Origin of the sequence: Bacteroides sp. (assembly GCA_036351255.1) — a bacterium.
Classification (GTDB): Bacteria; Bacteroidota; Bacteroidia; order Bacteroidales; family UBA7960; genus UBA7960.
Genome location: JAZBOS010000031.1, coordinates 17,231 through 36,200, shown reverse-complemented (window position 1 = coordinate 36,200; position 18,970 = coordinate 17,231). Strand labels below are relative to the sequence as shown.

Below are 18,970 nucleotides of genomic sequence, written 5' to 3'. Positions count from 1 at the left end.
TCAAAGATTGTAGCTTGTCGCCGGAGTCCCACGAAGCTAGTTTTTAAATTCAGAAAAACGACACCGTTAATTGAACAGTTTCCATTTATCTGAATTAAAACGATTGTTGTACATTTGAAAGAAAAAAATGTTTGCACTTTTTGCTTACCTTTTTCTAGCCCTTTTCGTTTCCTTTATTTGTTCTATCCTGGAGGCGGTATTGCTATCTACTCCTCCTTCTTTTCTCATGGTAAAGCAGAATGAAGGGCACCAATGGGCCAAATCGTTTATCGACCTGAAGCTGAATGTTGATAAACCTCTATCGGCCATCTTGTCGTTAAATACCGTAGCCCATACCGTAGGTGCTGCGGGTGTGGGCGCCCAGGCGGTAAAGGTTTTTGGGGAAGCCTATTTTGGCATTATTTCAGCCATTCTGACCATCCTGATCCTGGTGGTCACAGAGATCATTCCCAAGACCATCGGGGCCACTTACTGGAGAAAACTGACCCGGTTTGCATATGTTTCCCTCAAGTTGATGATTTTTATTGCTTATCCCCTGGTGTTGATGTCGTCGGTCATCACAAAATTTATTTCAAGCGGTAAAATGAAGAAGACCACCAGCCGGGAAGAAATTGCCGCCCTTGCAAGCATTGGGGCGGTTGAAGGTTTGTTCTCAAATAATGAAAATAAGATCCTTCAAAACATTCTCCGGTTGAGGAATGTCAAAGCCACAGAGATCATGACCCCCAGGGTGGTATTGTCTATTGCTGATGAAAACCTGCTCCTGAGTGATTTTTTGAAAAACAAGGAGTATTTAAAGTTTTCGCGCATCCCGGTTTATTCGGAAGATGATGAGAATATCAGGGGCTACGTCGTGAGGCAAAATGTCATGGAGTACCTGGCGGAGGACCAGCATGATCTGAAGTTAAAGGATATTAAGCGCGATATTGTTGTGGTGCCTGATTCCGTTGAGTTGTTCTCGCTTTGGGAAAAACTCCTGGAAAAGAAGGAACATATAGCTATTATTGTTGATGAGTATGGCGGACTGGAAGGAATCGTGACCATGGAAGATATCATTGAGACCATGCTGGGACTTGAGATTGTGGATGAAAAGGATACGGTAGTCAATATGCGCGATTTCGCACGGAAACGCTGGGAGAAAAGACAGGCCAAGTACCTGCAGATAGATAAGTTGGATAAGGATGAAGGATAATTTCTTTTTCTGAAGGGGATGCCATTTTGTAGGGCTGGAGCCTCAAATCTGATCTCGGTTTTTTTCAAATTATTCTCTGGAGGGTTCACTGGAAGCATATTAGAACCTGGAGCCCAGGCAACCAAGCTTTCAAGCCACAGGAAAGCAAAAAACCCTGGGTAAATGAATCCCCTTTTTCTTATCCTTGGGTATTGAGTTCAGAATTAGTTTAGTTTTGGTAAGAAATATTGTTAGGATTGAATCCCCCTGCCATGAAAAATTTTTCCGCCAAGATATTCCCCAGATCAAGGATTGCCACCCTAGATGTTTCAGCGATGGGGTTGAAAAAACATCATGTAGTGGTCATGATTGAAATGGATGTTACGGACAGCAGAATAAAATTAAGGGAGCATAGAAAACGCCGTGAAAGGATCTCGTTTTTTGGCTGGCTGACCAAGGCCATCAGTGTCAGTATTAAGGATCACAGGCCTGTTGCAGCCTACCTGAAAGGAAAACGCCGGCTGATTGTTTTCAATGATATCAACGTATCTGTGGCCGTAGAAAAAGAGATCGCCGGCAATAGAGTGCCTATTCCGCTGGTCATTGAAAAGGCCAGTGAAAAAACAATTGAGGCCATCACTGCAGAAATCAGCCAGGCTAAGGAGCAGGTATTGACCGACCAGGATATTGTGCTGCAAAACAAATCAAACAAGTGGGAGCAAGTTTATTATGTGTTGCCGGGCTTCATCAGGCGATGGTTTTGGCATTATTTAACCAGTCATCCCCAGTTTGCCTTTAATAAAATGGGGAACGTGGCTATTACCTCGGTAGGGGGATTGGGCGGCGCAAATGCCTGGTTTAAGCCGATATCAGTCCATCCGGTTTGTTTTGGGATTGGTGATGTGGTGAAAAAGGCCGTTGTTATCGACGACGGCATCGAGATCAGGGAGATGCTGAATATGACCGTGCTGCTGGACCACGATGTGGTGGACGGCATGGAAATGGCAAAATTCATTAAGCGGTTGAAAAATAATATTGAGCAAGGCGTTGAATTGTGACCTTACCTGGTCAGAGGCTGATCTTTCCCTGATCAAGACACCAAAAGTTTGGCCCCACCATTAAGCGGTTCGTTTTTGAATTTTTTATTCCCTGGCGTGATTATTTATGAAATCCGTTTGGAAATATTTATTTTTGCGGACATATGTGGTTTATTTGCAATCATCGATTGTTTTACGTTATTTAATAACGCATTGAAACATTGTGATTCTGTGTATTTAAAAATTTGATAACTAAAGCGGTTTCCCTTCCATAATTTATTTTTATGAACAAGACTAGCGTATTTATTAGATTTGGGCTGATGCTCATGGCGGTATTTTCTTTTCAAACAGCCTTTTCCCAGGCGAATTATATTCCCGGGTTTGTAATAAAAAATGACAATGACACCTTGGTTGGCTTGGTGGACTATAGAAACTGGGAAAAAAACCCTGACCAGATCAGGTTCAAAATCAACAGGGAGGATGACCCGGTTTCCTTTGGGCCACTGGATATTATTGAATTCAGGGTTGAAGATGAGATTTACGTTAGCGGTATTGTTGAGGTTGAAGTATCGCCAATTGTCACAGATAAGCTCGACAATAAACCTGAGTTAAAAATAGTAATGGATACTACCTTTCTGCAAGCCATTATTAGGGGTGAAAAGAGCCTGTATCATAACAAAAGTGCTGATGGCAAGTCGAATTTCTACATTCAGCAAGACAATGGTTTTGAATTATTGGTGTACAAAAAATACTTAAGTGACCTTAATGGCACCAGGATAATCAATGAGAACAATAGATACAGAAACCAATTGGTGCTTTACTTCAGAGATTGTCCCACTTTACGACTCAAGATGGAAGGAGCCTCATATAACCAGAAAAGTCTGATTAAACTCTTTCAGAATTATTATGAATGCACCCCACAGGAAATGGATTTTCAAAAGGAAATCGATAAAATAAATATTGAGATTGGTGCCCTGGCAGGTGTTTCAATAACTACCCTGAATTTCCTGGGTCCAACGCTCCTTTATAATTACCAGGTAAATACAGAATTCAAGGCCTCCCTAAACCCCACTTTTGGTATGTTCGTTGATTTTATTTTGCCGAGGAACCAGGGGAAATGGTCCATTTACAATGAGCTTCAGTTCACGACTTATCGCTTTGAGGGAAAGTTTAAAGATATTGAAAGCGAAGACATTCAGACTATCATAACCACCGAGTTAAGCTACCCATACCTAAAACTGAATAACCTGATTCGTTTTGAATTCCCCAAAGGCTCATTGTACATCTTTTTGAGCGGGGGCATGTCCAACGGCTTTTCCTTTGGTGAGACGAACTACAGGAAGGAAGAAATTAAATTTTACACAACCCAGCGGATCGTCGAAGGAGAGGCTATTCAATATGTAAGGATGCACGAGCAAGGATATATCGTTGGGACGGGAGTGAAACACGATAAGTTTTCATTGGAGCTTCGTTATGAGGCTGGAAATGGAATGTCAGAATTACAGGACCTTGCCTCAAAAACAAGAAGATATTATTTATTGTTTGGGTATAAGTTTTAAGTGAAAAAAAGCCCCGCAACATAAACATTTCGAGAAAACGATCTCCGAACTTTATCGAAGGGTGCTACCACCCCCTAATTATTACTTTTCAAGGTTTTGATTTTTGTTAGTGTTTCCTTCCCGCTAAACCGGGTATAATATTGCCAGACCAGCGAAATTCATATTCCTTTTTATGATCCCTGAAGGTTTATTTTAGGAAATAGTTTAGCTTTGAATTATTATTTGTTCGCCTGAAAACCTTAAAAAGCATCACATTTTTTCTTTTAAAGAAGAATCTGTTCAACTTTTTGATACTTGAATGTTAGGCGGATTGCAAGATGTGAAAACACCGATTGCTTGATGATTAAAAAGGATTTAAGAATGCAACTATGGAAAACAAACTGAAAAAACTGATTGAATCGGCGATTAAGGCGCCTTCAGGCCATAACACGCAACCCTGGAAGTTCAAAATAGTGGATAATACCATCCAGATTCACCCCGATTTTTCCAGATCCTTACCAGTGGTGGATGCTGATCATCATGCTTTATACATCAGTTTGGGATGCGCTGCAGAAAATATTTTAATTGCATCCACCCATGAAGGCCTGGATGCAAAGCTTGAATTTGTTAAAGACCAAGAGGGAACCGAATACCTCTCAATCGATTTCATGCCCAATGGATCCGTTGAACCAGACGGGCTTTTTGACTGGATTGAGAAAAGGCAGTCGACAAAAAATAAGTATACCGATAGGCAGGTGCCAGATGACGATCTGGATCAGCTCAGGCGTTCCTTTGATTTTGAGGGGATCAGCCTGTTGACCATTACGAACAAGGAAGAAATAGAAAAACTCACCCCCCTTATCGTTGAAGGAAGCAACAGGCAATTTGAAAACAGGGCATTTGTGAAAGAGTTGATTTCCTGGATCCGGTTCTCAAGAAAAGAAGCATTGCAAGCGAAAGATGGCGTTTGGGCCGCCAGCATGGGCATGCCGGGCGTGGGGCGCTGGATTGGGGGCTTCATCATGGGAAACTTAGTTTCTGCCAAAAGTGAAGCAAAACGTTGGGAAGGTCTTATTCGTGCTTCCGCAGGCCTGGCCCTTTTTGTGAGCCAGGAAAATGATGTCAGGCATTGGGTGTGCCTGGGGAGGGCATTGCAAAGATTTGGGCTTTCGGCCACCCGGTTAAGCATCAGCCATGCGCACATGAACATGCCTTGTGAGGAAATAGAGGTGCGGGAAAAACTGGCCAGGTATCTTGAACTTGAGAATAAACACCCACTTTTGATTCTTCGTTTCGGCTATTCTGACCCCATGCCATATTCTTTCAGAAGGGATGCCAAAGCGGTTATCGTGGAATAAAGGGTACTTTCTCGTTTATTTTGAAAGGGTAAAAAGGATGGGGAAAATCAATGCTTTAGTGAATGAATAGGGGGATAACCATGCAGGAAAAAGAATCATCATTTAAAATGCCCCCAAAGAAACACCAGCCCAAAGGACTGAATATTCTTTATGAAGATCAGCATATTCTTGTGGTAGATAAGGTGCATGGGCTGCTGACAATGGGAACGGAAAGGGAGAAGGAGAAAACTGCTTATTACCTTTTGAATGAGTATGTTAAGAAAGGGAATGAGCGATCAAGAAATCGGGTATTTATTGTACATCGCCTGGATCGGGACACTTCGGGGCTTCTGATTTTTGCAAAAAATGAACACGCGAAACGGTTTTTACAGGATAACTGGAAGGGGTTTAGTAAAAAATATTATGCAGTAGTGCATGGAAAATTTGAGGAAAAAGAAGGTGAGATTTCCTCTTATTTATTTGAAAGCAAGGCTTATAAAGTGTATTCTGTAAATGACCCTGAAAAAGGGAAGTTTTCAAAAACAGGTTTTAAGGTCCTCAAAGAGTCGGAAAAGTATAGCCTGGTGGAGATCAATCTGTTTACGGGCAGGAAAAACCAAATCCGTGTACACTTATCTGATGAGGGACATCCTGTGGTGGGAGATAAAATTTACGGCCCTTCTGAAAAAGGAATAAAAAGATTGGCCCTTCACGCTTATTCGCTTACCATAACTCATCCGTTCACGAAAAAAGAAATGAATTTTGAGACAGGGGTTCCTCTTTATTTTAAAACACTGGCGAGAATATAGGCAACAAAGCGCAGCATGTTTACAAAAATAACAACTGCAAATGAAAAGATTTCAATGAATTTTCCATTCGAAAACGGGCCAATCATGGGAAGCTTAATCGCCATTGATGGTTCATCTTCCCTGTCTGTTGAACTTTATGATGTTGCCCTGCTGGTGGTCGGTCTGATCATCCTGGTAGCTGTTATTCTGCCCCGGCTGATGTCGACGCGCAAGATGATCGCTGCCCCGATGCTCTATATGGGGGCTGGTGCGCTGATTTTTTTATTGCCTTGGGCACCGGAATTGCCCCACTTGGTGGAGGATGCCTGTTGGCCAAAACGACTTACCGAGTTGGGAGTGATCATCGCCTTAACCTCTGCCGGTCTTAAACTAAACCGCCCGTTTGCACGCGAGACGTGGCAGATCAGTTGGCGGCTGCTGGCCATCACCATGCCGTTGACTATTGTGGCAGTAGCCTGGCTTGGCTGGGAGGTTGCAGGGCTGATGCCAGCTATGGCTCTTTTGCTTGGCGCAGTGCTTGCTCCTACTGATCCCGTATTGGCCTCCGATGTACAAACCTCGCCCCCCGGGAAACCTGATGTTTCGAGAACCCGGCTTGCCCTTACCACGGAAGCCGGGCTCAACGATGGCTTGGCATTTCCTTTTACCAATCTTGCCATTGCGGTAGCGGTGGGCGGCCTGGCACCATCGGCCTGGCTGGGCAACTGGCTGGCAGTTGATGTTTTTTACAAGATCATCATCGGTGGATTGACAGGAGCCGTTAGTGGCTGGCTCATTGCCCAACTGCTGCTGAAGTTAAAGGCTACCCGGCGTCTGGCTAAAACCATGACCGGTATCACAGCGCTAAGTCTGACGCTGGTGCCTTATGGCTTAGCCGAGTTATTGTCAAGCTACGGGTTTATTGCCGTGTTTATCGCCGCCTGTATGTTTCGCCATGTGGAGTGCGATCATGAATACCAGGTTACCCTGCATGATTTTTCTGAGGAGGCAGAACGGGTCCTGATTATGGTGCTGGTGTTCTTGATTGGTGCTTATGCCGTTAGCGGACTGTTGACGCTTATGACCCCCTTGATGTGGGTTGTGTCCATTGTTATCGTATTTTTTATACGCCCCCTGGCAGGCTTGATTGGCTTGATTGGCACCGGGCTCCAACGGAAAGAGCGTTTAGCAATCTCGTTCTTTGGCATTCGTGGCATTGGCTCCATTTATTACCTTGCTTATGGTGTGTATCATGCAGATTTTTCGAATGCCATGGACCTTTGGGCATTGGTGGTGTCGGTAATAATCATTTCGGTGGTTGTGCATGGGGTAACAGCGGGTCCTGTAATGAACTGGATCACCCCAAAACACCAGGAATAAATTCATTAAATTCATTACCATGAAAACATTGTTGATTAAACAGGCCATTTTTCTGCCCGTAGTTTATTTTTGCTTTTTGATTATTGCCGGATTTTTTGCAAATGATTACAGTCATTGGGGACAACATGCCAGTGAACTGGGGATCAATTCAAGCAAAAGCGCAGTGGTACTATTCCAGTTTGGAATTATTTTAACCAGTATTTCCCTGTTTCTCTTGGCCTTTGGATTATTGCTTCATTTTAAATTTCAATTTTTACTATCCTCTATTCTGGTATTTGCCTTTGGGGTGACTTTTGTTTTTGGGGCGATCTATCCAATCACTTCTCCCTGGCACGGGTTATATGGTTTTGGATTATTTATCATGCTTTTGCCTTTTGTTTTTTTGTATGAGTTGAAAAATCTGATCCCCCAAAGATCTGTTCACTGGATATCTGTTGCAGCTGGTTTTTTGATGTTTTTTTATTTATGGTCGATGATCGCCAGAATAGACCCGGTAAACTTGCGTGGACTGACCCAAAGGTTATTTGGAATAATTGTTTTTGGCTGGCTGTCCTTTATTTCGTTTCAGCTTTATCAATTTATCAAAAGGTCCGGGGCTAAAGAAAACTGAAAACAAACCAACGCCCAATATAGCAAGTTCAGGAAAGATGGGAGTACTACGGAGTTATTCACCCGGGTGATAAAGAAGGAATCGCCGGGTAAAAAAATCTTTAAAAATACATTTAAAAACTTACAACCTTTTCATCATCCCCTCGTCTTATAGATGAATGTGGGTGATGAGGTAAAATAACAGACTATATGAAGCATCAATACACAAAATGGCCGGTTTTTTTAATTTTTTTCCTGCTTTTCTTTCTAGGTGCCTGCGATAAGAAAGATTTTACGCTTCCGGTTGACTTTACCATGAATTTCTCCATAAATAATGAGCCAATCATGGGAGGCTCGACCACCATTGATGAGATTGGCATTGGCCTGCGTTCCATCGATATCCGCGGCTATAGGGAGCAGGGCGAGGATGTTTTTTTAACCAGGGATTTTGACCAGGGGAAGATTTTTTTAATTAAACCATTTTCAACTACGGTTTCTGAAGAGTTTGACATACCCCAAGGCACTTATGACCCGATTTCGTTTTTGTTCACATTTCAGCCCGATGCAGAGGAAAATGAGTTGATTGATGATATTCTTGACTGGCTTGAAGATATGGAAGAGGGTGAAGACCCTGAAGAACTGGAGGATGATCTGGGTGAAATCATTGAGGATTACCTTGAGGATGTCGATCCATGCATCATTGTCAAAGGCAATTTCACCCACAACAGTAAAACCAGGCCTTTTGTTATCGTGGTGAATGATCCGCTGAGCTTTCAAATCATAGGGGAAAACCGAAACGGCGACTCTGTGGTGGTTCTTGATAAAAATATTGTTAATGTGGGCAAGCTGCAACTCAATCCATCTTACTGGTTTTCGGCCATCACGCCTTCGATGCTTGACAATGCGCATATTGGTGTAATTGATGATGTGGAGTATATTTTTCTGAGTAAGTATGTGAACAGTCAGATATATGGAGCTGTTTATAACAGAATGGAGGAGTCGACCACTTTAACAATCAATGAATAGGCAAATGCTCTATGGCTAAAGATTCACGTGAGGAAGATTTAGAGTTGCTTAAGGGCTGCCTGGATAATGACCGGAAGCAACAGAAAGAGCTTTACAGGAAATATTTTAAGGCTATGTTTCAGATTTGCCTTTCATATAGTGGCGACCGGGACGAGGCAAAAGACATTTTGCAGGAGGCGTTCATAAAGGTATTTTCCAATCTGGAGCATTTTAATCCAAAAAATTCCCTGGGAGGCTGGATCAGGCGGATTGTCACCAATACAGCCATCGATTACTTCAGAAAGGCTGACCGGCTTGTTTTCCAGAATGAATTCCAGGATGAGCCAGATGATGATGAAAGGGGCGGTTTCTCTTACGAATACCTTACCAGCGACATCATCCTTCATTACATCAAGCAGCTGCCCGACGGGGCAAGATTAGTATTTAACCTGTTTGCAGTGGAGGGTTTGCCCCATAAGGAAATTGGAAAGAAGCTAGGCATCACCGAGGGGACCTCGAAATCGCAATACAAAAGGGCAAGGAACCTGCTGAAGAAATGGCTTTATGAATATGAACTCAGCAAGCAATGACATTAAGCAAGTTCGACATAGAATACAATAAATGGCTTCGTCAGCTTGATGTTGAGGAGGATGATGCTGTATGGAACGGGATACAGGACGAGTTGGATTTTATTGAAACCTGGGATCATATTGCGGGGCAACTGGATAAAATTAAGCCCCCAAAAGCCAGAGTGATTCCAATGAAATTTCTGAAGTATATTGCAGCGGCAGCTGCTGTAATCCTGCTTATGGTTTTGCCAGTAAAAAACTTGGTTGAGCAGGTGATTCAACCTGATATTGTTGCAGAACAAAATAATGAAGGGGACCAACAAATTAAAATAATACGAGATGAAGAACCCCCTTTAAGAAAAGTAGAGACGAATACGGATTTAGCAAATGGTGCGGAAACTAAGGTAACGCCTGTTGATCCCTCCTTTCAAGAGTCATTCAATTTTTTATCAGCCGCTCATCTCAATGGATTAGTTGAAAGCAAGGATTTTGAAGAAACAGTTTTCACTAGCGAAAAGTTTGTATTTGAAAAAATTAAAATACCCTCGTTTGATGTCGATAATCTTTTGGCCAGCAATGTTGACATGTTGCAAAACTGGTCAGGTAAACACAACGCTCGTTTTTCCGGGCCTGACGATGCTTCAGGTGCCGCTTTCAGGATTGTGGAACTGGGTTTGGTGTATGGATTAAAGAATACCTGGCTGTTAAATTACGAAACCTTTAACGGACTGGATCCCGACAGGTTGGGAAATACGCGCTTTACTTTTCATCACGATATTGGCGCATCATCAATGCTAGAGTTTAATAACCAGCATTTGGTTGGATTGGAGTTTTTCTGGAAATCGGAAGCCGGTCAGAATTATCAGCAGTATATCAATGCGAGCTTTGTTGAGAGAAACATTCAGCTGGATTACAGGAAGGTTCAGGCATTTTATATTTATCCACAAGCAAAATTCCCCGGCCAGGTTTTGTTGGGAGGATACGTTGCAAGATTAACTTTAGCCGAGGAGCAGCAGGGAATTGCTGTAATCAGCGTTGACAATAGCTACCGTAAACTGGATTACGGCTTGGTTGCTGGCTATCAGTTTAATGTTTCTTTTAGAAACAACATCAATATCCATCCCGGGTTTAGGGTGAATTATAATTTGGTGAACATTTTCGAGGGAGATGATATCACCCCAGGACGCTTTAAGAAAACAAGAAACCTGTCGGCCAGTTTTAATATTTCCTTTTCTTACAGGTTTCCAAATGAATGATCAAAAAAAGAGTTTTTTTGATTCCCACCTTTTGAAAATCCTGCGTCTTATTAATAGAGACAAGAAAATAATTATTCACTAATTTTTTTTTAAAATGAAAACACTGAATTTTTTTAAAGTCCTAATGATAGTAAGCCTGGCTGTATTTTTGACATCTTGCGAAAAGGATGATGGGTTGGATTCTAATGCGGCCATAAAGTTTGAGTCAACTTACCACACAGCAAAATCGATGCCTTTAAATGGTGCTCTTGCAGAAGAGGTTTTCATTGAGGATTTCATGATTAATATTGAGGAAATTGAGATAGAGTTTGACGATGATGACCCAATGTTTGAGTCTGATTCAGTTTACTCAGATTATGAGTTTGACGGGCCCTTTCTAATTAACCTCATGGAGGATGGTAATCCATTGGAAGCTTTCATATTGAACAACGTGGAATTACCTTTGGCAGCTTATGATGAGATAGAGTTTGAGTTTGATGAGAATGAAACCCCAGGTTCTGAGATGTATGGCAAATCCATTTTAATAAGGGGCAACATTGATGGCACGCCCTTTGTTTTTTGGTCGGATGAGGAAGTTGAAGTTGAAGTTGAGTTTGAGGAGCCTGTGTTTATTGATGATGCAAGCAATGCGATTTTAACCGTTTCGTTTGACTTAGGCACCTTATTTAGTCCTGAAGCAGGTGGTGTTGACCTTGGGCAGGCTGCCGACGGAAACGGGGATGGAATCATTGAAATCTATTCGGAAGATCCTGATGGTAATGCCGAACTGGCAGATTTGATCTCAGAAAAGATTGAAGATATTATTGAAGCCTTTGAAGAAGAATATGACGACTAGCATAAGTTCTGAAAAACTGATTAAAAAAAGGTTCGGAAATTAATTCCGGACCTTTTTTGTTCAGTAATAAAGGAATTTCCCTTTTATGCTTTTCTGAAAAGATTTTTTATTGCAAACAATAGACATCTCGCCAGGTAGCAAACATTGTAAATGTTTTTAAATCCGTTTTGATTTCTTTGGTTTTTTAATTTTGCAGGCGCTAGGGTTTTGGCAGAATTTTGCCCAACTGATCTATTTCCCCTTCCTGATATTTATCCTGATAAGGTATCCGGACTATTTCATTATGGCTTATGTCATCATTAACGGGGCTCACCTTTTTCCTTATGTCTGGTTTTATGACGAAATCGATATAAAAAGTATTTTTTTATTTTTTTATGATTTTCTCTCATGTAAAGAAGGTTTTGGCTCTTACAGGCCTTTGTGCCGTATTGTTTTCCATTGTACTTTTGCCTCTGTAATTAAAAGGATCACACACCCAAAATCCTGAAATGATGAAAAAGCTGATCACCTTGATGATATTCCTGGCTGCAGCGCTGGGGTTTTCGAATCCGACTTTTGCCCAGCGAGGCTATGAAGACTACGGCACAGAGGAAGGCATTCGCATCCAATACAGTTGGGGCCGGGAAAAGATAACCAAGGCAGAGGGTAATGCGGCTCTTTCGCTGCGTTTGACCAACACCCACGATTACCCGGTAAGGGTGGTGCTCGATATTTCCTTTTATCGAGATCATCAGGAGCTTTTTGAGAGCCGGGAAAATGTATATTGTCTTGAAGCCGGGCAAAGCCTTAGGGGTGCCTTGGCTGGGATGCGCTTTGTGGCCGAAGGCATAACGCTAAACGATATCCGTGAGGAATGGTTCTCGTGGGAAGTCGCAGAAATTGCCGTAGAGGAGGTTTCGGGCTGTAAATAATCAGGTTTTTGACTCTTTTGGGCTGACTTTCCCCCTGCAAAATGATTAATTTTGCAAGAAAAAGTAGATATGATCCTGTCTGATTTTCATCGTGCCATTCTCCAGGGTATTCCTGGGGAATTGCCTTCTCCCAAACATTATGATGCTGGCGTAAATCATGCTCCCCGCCGAAAAGACATCCTGTGCTTGGCTGAGAGGAAGCTGGCTGTAAGGAATGCATTGCGTTACTTTCCCGAGAAGCATCACGCTTTGCTGGCACCTGAGTTTGCCAAAGAGCTGGAGGATTATGGACGGATTTACATGTACCGTTTCCGGCCGGATTATCCCATTACGGCCAGGGATATTGATGCTTTTCCTCACCGGAGCAGGCAAGCTGGAGCTATCATGCTGATGCTGAGCAATAACCTGGATTATACAGTGGCACAGCACCCTCATGAGCTGATCACCTATGGCGGCAACGGGGCGGTTTTTCAGAACTGGGCTCAGTATCTGCTGACGATGCAATACTTGGCAGAGATGACCGATGAGCAGACGCTGGTGCTCTATAGCGGGCATCCGATGGGCTTGTTTCCTTCCCATAAAGAGGCTCCCCGTGTGGTGGTCACCAACGGGATGATGATTCCCAACTATTCAAAGCCAGACGATTAGGAACGCTTTAATGCTTTGGGGGTGACCCAGTACGGGCAGATGACGGCAGGATCGTTTATGTATATCGGGCCTCAGGGCATCGTGCACGGCACCACTATCACCGTGCTGAATGCAGGGCGCCGTTTGCCTGGCAGCGATGGCAGCCTTGCAGGGAAAGTTTTTGTGACCAGTGGGTTGGGGGGTATGTCCGGGGCTCAGGCCAAAGCTGCCGTGATCGCAGGTGCTATTGGCGTTTTAGCTGAGATCAACCCCAAGGTGACCAAAATCAGGCACGAGCAGGGCTGGGTCGATGAGGTTTATCACGACCTGAACACCCTGATGAACCGCATCAAAGAAGCGAAACGCCATAAAGAGGCGGTAAGTCTGGCATTCCAGGGCAATATCGTTGACCTATGGGAAAAACTGGCGGAAGAAAATGTCCACATTGAACTCGGATCGGATCAGACTTCCTTGCACAATCCATGGTCAGGTGGTTATTATCCGGTGGGTTTGAGTTTTGAGGAATCGAATGAAATGATGGCCCGGGATCCAGAAGCCTTTAAGGAGCAGGTGCGGGCCTCGCTGATCCGGCAGGTGAATGCCATCAGGAAGATGACCGAACGAGGGATGTATTTCTGGGACTATGGCAATGCTTTTCTGCTGGAGGCCGGAAGGGCAGGGGCCGATGTGTTTAAGGACGACGGCACCTTTATTTACCCCTCCTATGTGCAGGATATTATGGGCCCGATGTGTTTCGATTATGGCTTCGGACCTTTCAGGTGGGTATGTGCATCTTCTGATTCCCGGGACCTTCATATCACTGACCAGATTGCTGCAGAAGTACTTGAATCAATGATGAAAGAAGCTCCGGAGGAGATAAGGCAGCAGCTGGCAGACAATCTTTTGTGGATCAGGCAGGCCGAAGAAAACAATCTGGTGGTGGGTTCGCAGGCGCGTATCCTTTACGCCGACAGTGAAGGGCGCATCCGGATTGCCAGGGCATTTAACGATGCCATTCGAGACAATCGCTTAAAGGGACCTGTAGTGCTTGGGCGCGACCACCACGACGTGAGTGGCACCGACAGCCCTTACCGGGAGACTTCGAATATTTATGACGGTTCACAATATACGGCTGACATGGCCGTGCAGAATGTCATCGGCGACAGTTTCCGCGGGGCCACCTGGGTCAGCATCCACAACGGAGGCGGCGTTGGCTGGGGCGAGGTCATCAATGGCGGTTTTGGGATGCTGCTGGATGGCAGCGACGAAGCTGACCGGCGGCTTGAGTCGATGCTGTTCTGGGACGTTAACAACGGTATCGCCCGAAGGAGTTGGGCGAGAAACGAAGGGGCTATGTTTGCCATAAAGCGCGCGATGGTGGCGGATCCCAGACTGAAGGTCACTCTTCCCAATCTGGCTGATGAAAAAATGATTGATAGTCTGTTCAAAAAATAAAAGTTTGGCAAGAATTTTGACATGGTGAAGGTATGCAACCACAAAAACACTTTGTCATGAAATTGAATAAGGCCCTTCTATACCTGCTTTTCATCCTTGCTGCCGGTTTTTTTACCAGTTGTATTGATGAAATTGAAGACCCTTTTGCCGACCCCGTAGAGAAGTTTTTGGGCAATTGGAAAGCCACTGAGACCAGCACCCTTTATGGTCCGGGATACGTGTATGATGTGACCATTACGCGCAATACCTCAAACAGTGTAGAGATTCTGATCTCAAACTTTTATATGCAGGGGGTTCAGGAAAGGGCAAAAGCCCTGGTCACTGGTAATACGTTGACCATCGTTGAGCAGACCATATGCGACGGTACCATCACTATTGAGGGGAGAGGCAAGTTTGTTACTGAAAAAATTGAGCTGACTTATACTGCCTTGGATGGTGCAGACCTGGATTACGTGACTGCCGTTTTTACCCGCAGGTAAGCCTTAATATCAATCGAGCATCAGCGGAACCGAATCCGCACTCAGTGAATCATTCCTCAGGCTATCGGCCATTTCCCTAGCCTCTTGTTGTTGCTGGATCATGAGTTCAACGGCTGCATCTGCTTCCGACATTTTAATACTCAGACGATTGAGTATCTCTTCATGGATCTTGTCCATGTCCTCCCGGTGCAACAGGTAACAGTCCATTGCCTCCTTGAATTCTTCATAGGTAATTTCGTGTTTGGCGAAAACCCCAGCAAAGAAATATTCGACCGAGTCACGGGTTTGATGCAAGTTGTTTTGCCGATTCGACAGGTAGCCATCCATTAGGTAAATATCGGTAAGGATATCTGTCATTTTTTCAATGGGTAGAATCTTATGGCAGGGTTCCCGGTCGGGCGACTTGAAGAAGTCACATGAACCTAGCATCAAGGCAAGGATGATAAATAAGGAAAAACGTTGCAATGTCTTGAAGGGCATATAAAACAAAGATTAAGAAGTCCTCTTTCGTTCCTGGTGGAACTAAAAATTGGGTTTAACGGCTGAACTCAAGGGCTTGTCCTTTGACGCTTTCGTGAAAGTTCCCCTTTTCATAAACGGGTATCCCATTGACAAAGGTATAAATTACTGAGGAATCGAACGTAACGCCTTCCATAGGCGACCATCCGCAATGGTAAAGGATATTATCTTTCGTTATGGTTTGTTTCCTGTGGGGATCGATTACTACTAAATCTGCAGCATAGCCTTCACGAATAAAGCCACGACTTTTTATCTGGAAGCAGGTGGCGGGGTTATGACACATCAGGGTCACCATCTGTTCGAGAGTCAGCACACCCTGGTTGACCAACTCAAGCATTGCAAGGAGGGAATGCTGCACCATTGGTCCGCCAGACGGACATTTGAGATAGGGTTGCTGTTTCTCCACCAATGTATGGGGGGCGTGGTCAGTAGCCACCACATCGATCAGTCCATTGTTGAGGGCTTGCCTTAATGCATCTCGGTCGGCAGCGGTTTTTATGGCCGGGTTCCATTTAATCAGCATGCCCCGGTTGGCGTAATCGGCATCGGTAAACCAGAGGTGGTGGATACAGACTTCCGCAGTGATCTGTTTGTCTTTGACTGCTTGCGTGTTATCAAGCAGGCTCATTTCGTCAGCGGTACTCAGGTGGAGCAGATGCAGGCGAGTTCCGAATTTCTTTGCCAGCTCAACAGCCAGGCGGGAGGATTTAATGCAGGCTTCGTGGCTGCGGATGATGGGGTGTTGATCCAAAGGAATCTGATCACCGAATCTTTCTTTGGCAAGGACCAGATTCTTTTGGATGGTGGTTTCATCTTCACAGTGCACGGCAACGGGCAGGCGGGCGTGCCTGAATATTCCCGAAAGGGAATCGGGTTTATCAACCAGCATATTGCCTGTGGAGGCACCCATAAAAATCTTTATGCCGCAAACGTAGTTGGGGTCAGTGGCTTTGACTTCCTCCAGATTGTCGTTGGTGGTGCCCATGAAAAAGGAATAGTTGGCCAGGCTTTTTTCCTGTCCCAGTCTGAACTTCTCTTCAAGGGATTTCTGGGTAATGGTTTGGGGCTGGGTGTTGGGCATTTCCATAAAACTAGTGACACCGCCTGCCACCGCAGCTTTGGCTTCACTGTATATATGCCCTTTATGGGTAAGACCGGGTTCACGGAAATGGACCTGGTCGTCTATTATGCCGGGCAACAACAGAAGGCCCTCCAGATTTATTCTGTGGTAATAGTCTCCAATGTTTTTGGGGGCATCACCAGGAATGACTTTCTCAATTTTACCATCCATGATCAACAGGCTCCCTCTGAAGGTTTGACCTTCGTTGACCATGGTGGCATTTCTCAAAAAAAATGCATTGCCTGCCATGTTGTAATTGTTTTGGTCAGAAAAATGCGAAAAGAAAAACGCTTCAGGCTGCGCGCTGGTAGGTTTTGAAAAAACTCTGCCAGCGCAATTTAATAACTCCGAGTATGGCCTCCTTGAAGATTCCCTTGCTCATTTTGGAGACACCTTCTGAGCGATCCATGAAAATGATGGAGATCTCCTTGATTTTAAAACCAAGTTTCCAGGCAAGGAATTTCATTTCGATTTGAAAGGCATAGCCGGTAAACTGGATTTTATTCAGATCGATTGCCTTTAGTACTTCACGCCGGTAACATTTAAATCCTGCGGTGGTGTCGCGAATGCCCATGCCCGTAATCAGGCGCACATAGGCCGAGGCATAATAGGACATCAGCACCCTGCCCATAGGCCAGTTGACTACATTGACCCCGTTGATGTACCTTGAACCAATGGCCAGGTCATAGCCTTCCACTGCGCAGGCTTTATACAGGCGCAGCAAGTCATCGGGGTTGTGGGAGAAATCGGCATCCATCTCAAAAATATACTGATATTCTCTCTGTAAGGCCCACTTGAAACCATGAATATAAGCGGTGCCTAGCCCTTGTTTACCCTTTCGGTTTTCAAGGAATAACTTCCCTTCAAAGGCAGATATCAGGGACTTTACGATGTTTGCTGTCCCGTCGGGTGAGTTATCGTCAATTACAAGGATGTGGAATTCTTTGGGAAGGCTAAAAACCTTCCGGATCATCTTTTCGATGTTCTCCTTTTCCTTGTAAGTGGGAATAATAATCAAACTGTCGGCCACCGTTTCTCTCAGGTTTTTGGCCCCGGGATATAGAATCCGGGAAAACTTTTATTCTGCTGGAATTGACGAATCTCCCTTTTCAGTAGAAAAGTCAAAATTAGTGTTTTGAACTGAATAATTAAAAAAAAATGCATTTTTAGGGGGCATTGGGCATTTTCCCAACAACAGAATGGCTAATTTTGAATCATGAAGCGTCCTGTAATCTATTTCGATAATGCAGCCACCACGCCTGTTTTTCAGGAAGTGGCAGATTTTATGCACCAAATCGTTCTGGGAAATTATGGCAATGCATCAAGCACCCATGAGGTTGGCCGAAAGGCGAGGGTAGAAGTGGAGCGAGCACGCAGGGAGATTGCCCGTTTGCTTCGTGCGCAAGCAGGTGAGATTTATTTTACTTCAGGAGGAACTGAGGCCAATAATGCCATTCTTTGGGGTTGCTGCAAGGATTTAAAGCGGAAACGATTTATCACCACACCCCTTGAGCATCCATCAGTGCTTCAGACCCTTGAATCATTAAAAGAACATATGGGATGTGTTGTGGAGCATGTGCAGGTGGACCAGAAGGGTGTGCCCGATATGGGGCATCTTGAAAATTTGCTGACCGTGGGTGATCCTGCCGTGGTGACGCTTATGCACGTCAATAATGAGATTGGAAATATTTTACCTATCGAGGAAGTCGGAGCCTTATGCAAAAAATACGGGGCCCTTTTTCACAGCGACACCGTGCAAGCCATTGGCAAACTCGATTTGGATCTGGATAATTCTCCTTTTGATTTTGCAGTGGTGAGCGCCCACAAATTTCACGGACCCAAAGGGGTAGGGGCGATGTATATTCGTTCTGGTACTGGAATAGGCCCATTTGTCAGTGGGGGTGCCCAGGAAAGGAATATGCGGGCGGGTACTGAAAATGTTCCTGGCATTGCTGGCATGGCAAAAGCACTGGAAATGGCCCTGACAGAAAGGAATGTTGTGGAACGGAAAATACAAAAAGTCAGGCATTTTCTTCTCGATACTCTGCCACGGGAAATAGAAGGTCTAAAATTCAACGGAGATCCTTTTGGCCAGGCCATTCATACCATCCTGAACGTCTCATTGCCGGAGGGAATGGATGCTGATATGCTTCTTCCGATGATTGACCTGGAGGGCATCTGTGTTTCGACGGGCAGTGCCTGTTCGTCAGGAAGTAATAAGCCATCGCATGTGCTGACAGCCCTGGGGGTTGACCAGAAAATACCCAATCTGCGCTTGTCCTTCAGCCGGTTCAACACCCTGGAAGAAGCCCAAAGGCTTGTTGAGGTGTTGAAGGAATTGTGTAAAAAATAAGG

The 18,970-nt window shown here is 44.4% G+C and carries 17 protein-coding genes and 1 pseudogene; 15 read left to right on the top strand and 3 right to left on the bottom strand.

All coding sequences use genetic code 11. From position 1 onward, the window contains the following. Positions 1-127 precede the first annotated feature (127 nt). The 14 genes and pseudogenes from V2I46_02935 (at position 128) to V2I46_02870 (ending at position 14,976) form a co-directional block, all read left to right on the top strand. The gene (locus tag V2I46_02935) at positions 128-1,192 is read left to right on the top strand and encodes a CNNM domain-containing protein (GenBank protein ID MEE4176443.1); all 1,065 of its coding nucleotides are present in this window, start codon (positions 128-130) and stop codon (positions 1,190-1,192) included. Positions 1,193-1,443: 251 nt separating this feature from the next. After that, on the top strand, positions 1,444-2,229 hold the full coding sequence (locus tag V2I46_02930; protein ID MEE4176442.1) for a 2-oxo acid dehydrogenase subunit E2: 786 nt from the start codon (positions 1,444-1,446) through the stop codon (positions 2,227-2,229). Between the two features lie 263 nt (positions 2,230-2,492). Then, complete coding sequence (locus V2I46_02925) at positions 2,493-3,767, top strand: hypothetical protein (protein ID MEE4176441.1); 1,275 nt, start codon at positions 2,493-2,495, stop codon at positions 3,765-3,767. Positions 3,768-4,135: 368 nt separating this feature from the next. Then, the gene (locus tag V2I46_02920) at positions 4,136-5,104 is read left to right on the top strand and encodes a nitroreductase family protein (protein ID MEE4176440.1); all 969 of its coding nucleotides are present in this window, start codon (positions 4,136-4,138) and stop codon (positions 5,102-5,104) included. Between the two features lie 80 nt (positions 5,105-5,184). Further along, positions 5,185-5,892, top strand: a complete 708-nt coding sequence (locus V2I46_02915; protein ID MEE4176439.1) for an RluA family pseudouridine synthase — start codon at positions 5,185-5,187, stop codon at positions 5,890-5,892. An 84-nt stretch (positions 5,893-5,976) separates the two neighbouring features. Beyond that, a complete protein-coding gene (locus tag V2I46_02910; GenBank protein ID MEE4176438.1) occupies positions 5,977-7,251 on the top strand; it encodes a cation:proton antiporter in 1,275 nt (424 codons plus the stop codon). A 19-nt stretch (positions 7,252-7,270) separates the two neighbouring features. Continuing rightward, entirely contained in the window at positions 7,271-7,861 is a 591-nt protein-coding gene (locus V2I46_02905) for a DUF998 domain-containing protein (GenBank protein MEE4176437.1), read from the top strand. Positions 7,862-8,049: 188 nt separating this feature from the next. Further along, positions 8,050-8,865 carry a hypothetical protein gene (locus V2I46_02900; GenBank protein MEE4176436.1) on the top strand — a complete coding sequence of 272 codons (816 nt, stop codon included), beginning with the start codon at positions 8,050-8,052 and terminating at the stop codon, positions 8,863-8,865. A gap of 11 nt (positions 8,866-8,876) precedes the next feature. Continuing rightward, positions 8,877-9,434, top strand: a complete 558-nt coding sequence (locus V2I46_02895) for an RNA polymerase sigma factor (GenBank protein ID MEE4176435.1) — start codon at positions 8,877-8,879, stop codon at positions 9,432-9,434. Beyond that, positions 9,431-10,669, top strand: coding sequence for a hypothetical protein (locus V2I46_02890; protein MEE4176434.1), 1,239 nt, complete (start codon positions 9,431-9,433; stop codon positions 10,667-10,669). Before V2I46_02895 ends, V2I46_02890 begins: the two co-directional genes overlap by 4 nt. A 94-nt stretch (positions 10,670-10,763) precedes the next feature. Beyond that, complete coding sequence (locus tag V2I46_02885) at positions 10,764-11,504, top strand: hypothetical protein (protein MEE4176433.1); 741 nt, start codon at positions 10,764-10,766, stop codon at positions 11,502-11,504. A gap of 491 nt (positions 11,505-11,995) precedes the next feature. Continuing rightward, positions 11,996-12,415 (top strand): hypothetical protein, encoded by a 420-nt coding sequence (locus V2I46_02880; protein MEE4176432.1) that lies wholly within the window; start codon positions 11,996-11,998, stop codon positions 12,413-12,415. Positions 12,416-12,484: 69 nt separating this feature from the next. Continuing rightward, a pseudogene (locus V2I46_02875) lies at positions 12,485-14,497 on the top strand (urocanate hydratase). Between the two features lie 56 nt (positions 14,498-14,553). Next, on the top strand, positions 14,554-14,976 hold the full coding sequence (locus V2I46_02870; GenBank protein ID MEE4176431.1) for a hypothetical protein: 423 nt from the start codon (positions 14,554-14,556) through the stop codon (positions 14,974-14,976). A 9-nt stretch (positions 14,977-14,985) separates the two neighbouring features. Here the strand turns inward: V2I46_02870 and V2I46_02865 are convergent, their stop codons facing one another. From V2I46_02865 to V2I46_02855, 3 genes are read right to left on the bottom strand one after another with little or no spacing between them, the layout of a single operon-like run. After that, complete coding sequence (locus V2I46_02865) at positions 14,986-15,456, bottom strand: DUF4296 domain-containing protein (GenBank protein ID MEE4176430.1); 471 nt, start codon at positions 15,454-15,456, stop codon at positions 14,986-14,988. A gap of 55 nt (positions 15,457-15,511) precedes the next feature. Beyond that, positions 15,512-16,864, bottom strand: a complete 1,353-nt coding sequence (locus tag V2I46_02860; protein MEE4176429.1) for a dihydroorotase — start codon at positions 16,862-16,864, stop codon at positions 15,512-15,514. A 43-nt stretch (positions 16,865-16,907) separates the two neighbouring features. Continuing rightward, positions 16,908-17,645, bottom strand: a complete 738-nt coding sequence (locus V2I46_02855; GenBank protein ID MEE4176428.1) for a polyprenol monophosphomannose synthase — start codon at positions 17,643-17,645, stop codon at positions 16,908-16,910. A 186-nt stretch (positions 17,646-17,831) separates the two neighbouring features. Between V2I46_02855 and V2I46_02850 the strand changes: the two genes are divergently transcribed. After that, positions 17,832-18,968: a cysteine desulfurase family protein gene (locus V2I46_02850; protein MEE4176427.1), complete on the top strand. Its 1,137-nt coding sequence runs from the start codon at positions 17,832-17,834 to the stop codon at positions 18,966-18,968. The last annotated feature ends 2 nt before the right edge of the window (positions 18,969-18,970 follow it).

Bases quoted from the DNA above. Each gene is read 5' to 3' on its own strand.
- V2I46_02935 (MEE4176443.1), top strand. From the start codon at position 128: ATGTTTGCACTTTTTGCTTACCTTTTTCTAGCCCTTTTCGTTTCCTTT.
- V2I46_02930 (MEE4176442.1), top strand. From the start codon at position 1,444: ATGAAAAATTTTTCCGCCAAGATATTCCCCAGATCAAGGATTGCCACC.
- V2I46_02925 (MEE4176441.1), top strand. From the start codon at position 2,493: ATGAACAAGACTAGCGTATTTATTAGATTTGGGCTGATGCTCATGGCG.
- V2I46_02920 (MEE4176440.1), top strand. From the start codon at position 4,136: ATGGAAAACAAACTGAAAAAACTGATTGAATCGGCGATTAAGGCGCCT.
- V2I46_02915 (MEE4176439.1), top strand. From the start codon at position 5,185: ATGCAGGAAAAAGAATCATCATTTAAAATGCCCCCAAAGAAACACCAG.
- V2I46_02910 (MEE4176438.1), top strand. From the start codon at position 5,977: ATGGGAAGCTTAATCGCCATTGATGGTTCATCTTCCCTGTCTGTTGAA.
- V2I46_02905 (MEE4176437.1), top strand. From the start codon at position 7,271: ATGAAAACATTGTTGATTAAACAGGCCATTTTTCTGCCCGTAGTTTAT.
- V2I46_02900 (MEE4176436.1), top strand. From the start codon at position 8,050: ATGAAGCATCAATACACAAAATGGCCGGTTTTTTTAATTTTTTTCCTG.
- V2I46_02895 (MEE4176435.1), top strand. From the start codon at position 8,877: ATGGCTAAAGATTCACGTGAGGAAGATTTAGAGTTGCTTAAGGGCTGC.
- V2I46_02890 (MEE4176434.1), top strand. From the start codon at position 9,431: ATGACATTAAGCAAGTTCGACATAGAATACAATAAATGGCTTCGTCAG.
- V2I46_02885 (MEE4176433.1), top strand. From the start codon at position 10,764: ATGAAAACACTGAATTTTTTTAAAGTCCTAATGATAGTAAGCCTGGCT.
- V2I46_02880 (MEE4176432.1), top strand. From the start codon at position 11,996: ATGAAAAAGCTGATCACCTTGATGATATTCCTGGCTGCAGCGCTGGGG.
- V2I46_02870 (MEE4176431.1), top strand. From the start codon at position 14,554: ATGAAATTGAATAAGGCCCTTCTATACCTGCTTTTCATCCTTGCTGCC.
- V2I46_02865 (MEE4176430.1), bottom strand. From the start codon at position 15,456: ATGCCCTTCAAGACATTGCAACGTTTTTCCTTATTTATCATCCTTGCC.
- V2I46_02860 (MEE4176429.1), bottom strand. From the start codon at position 16,864: ATGGCAGGCAATGCATTTTTTTTGAGAAATGCCACCATGGTCAACGAA.
- V2I46_02850 (MEE4176427.1), top strand. From the start codon at position 17,832: ATGAAGCGTCCTGTAATCTATTTCGATAATGCAGCCACCACGCCTGTT.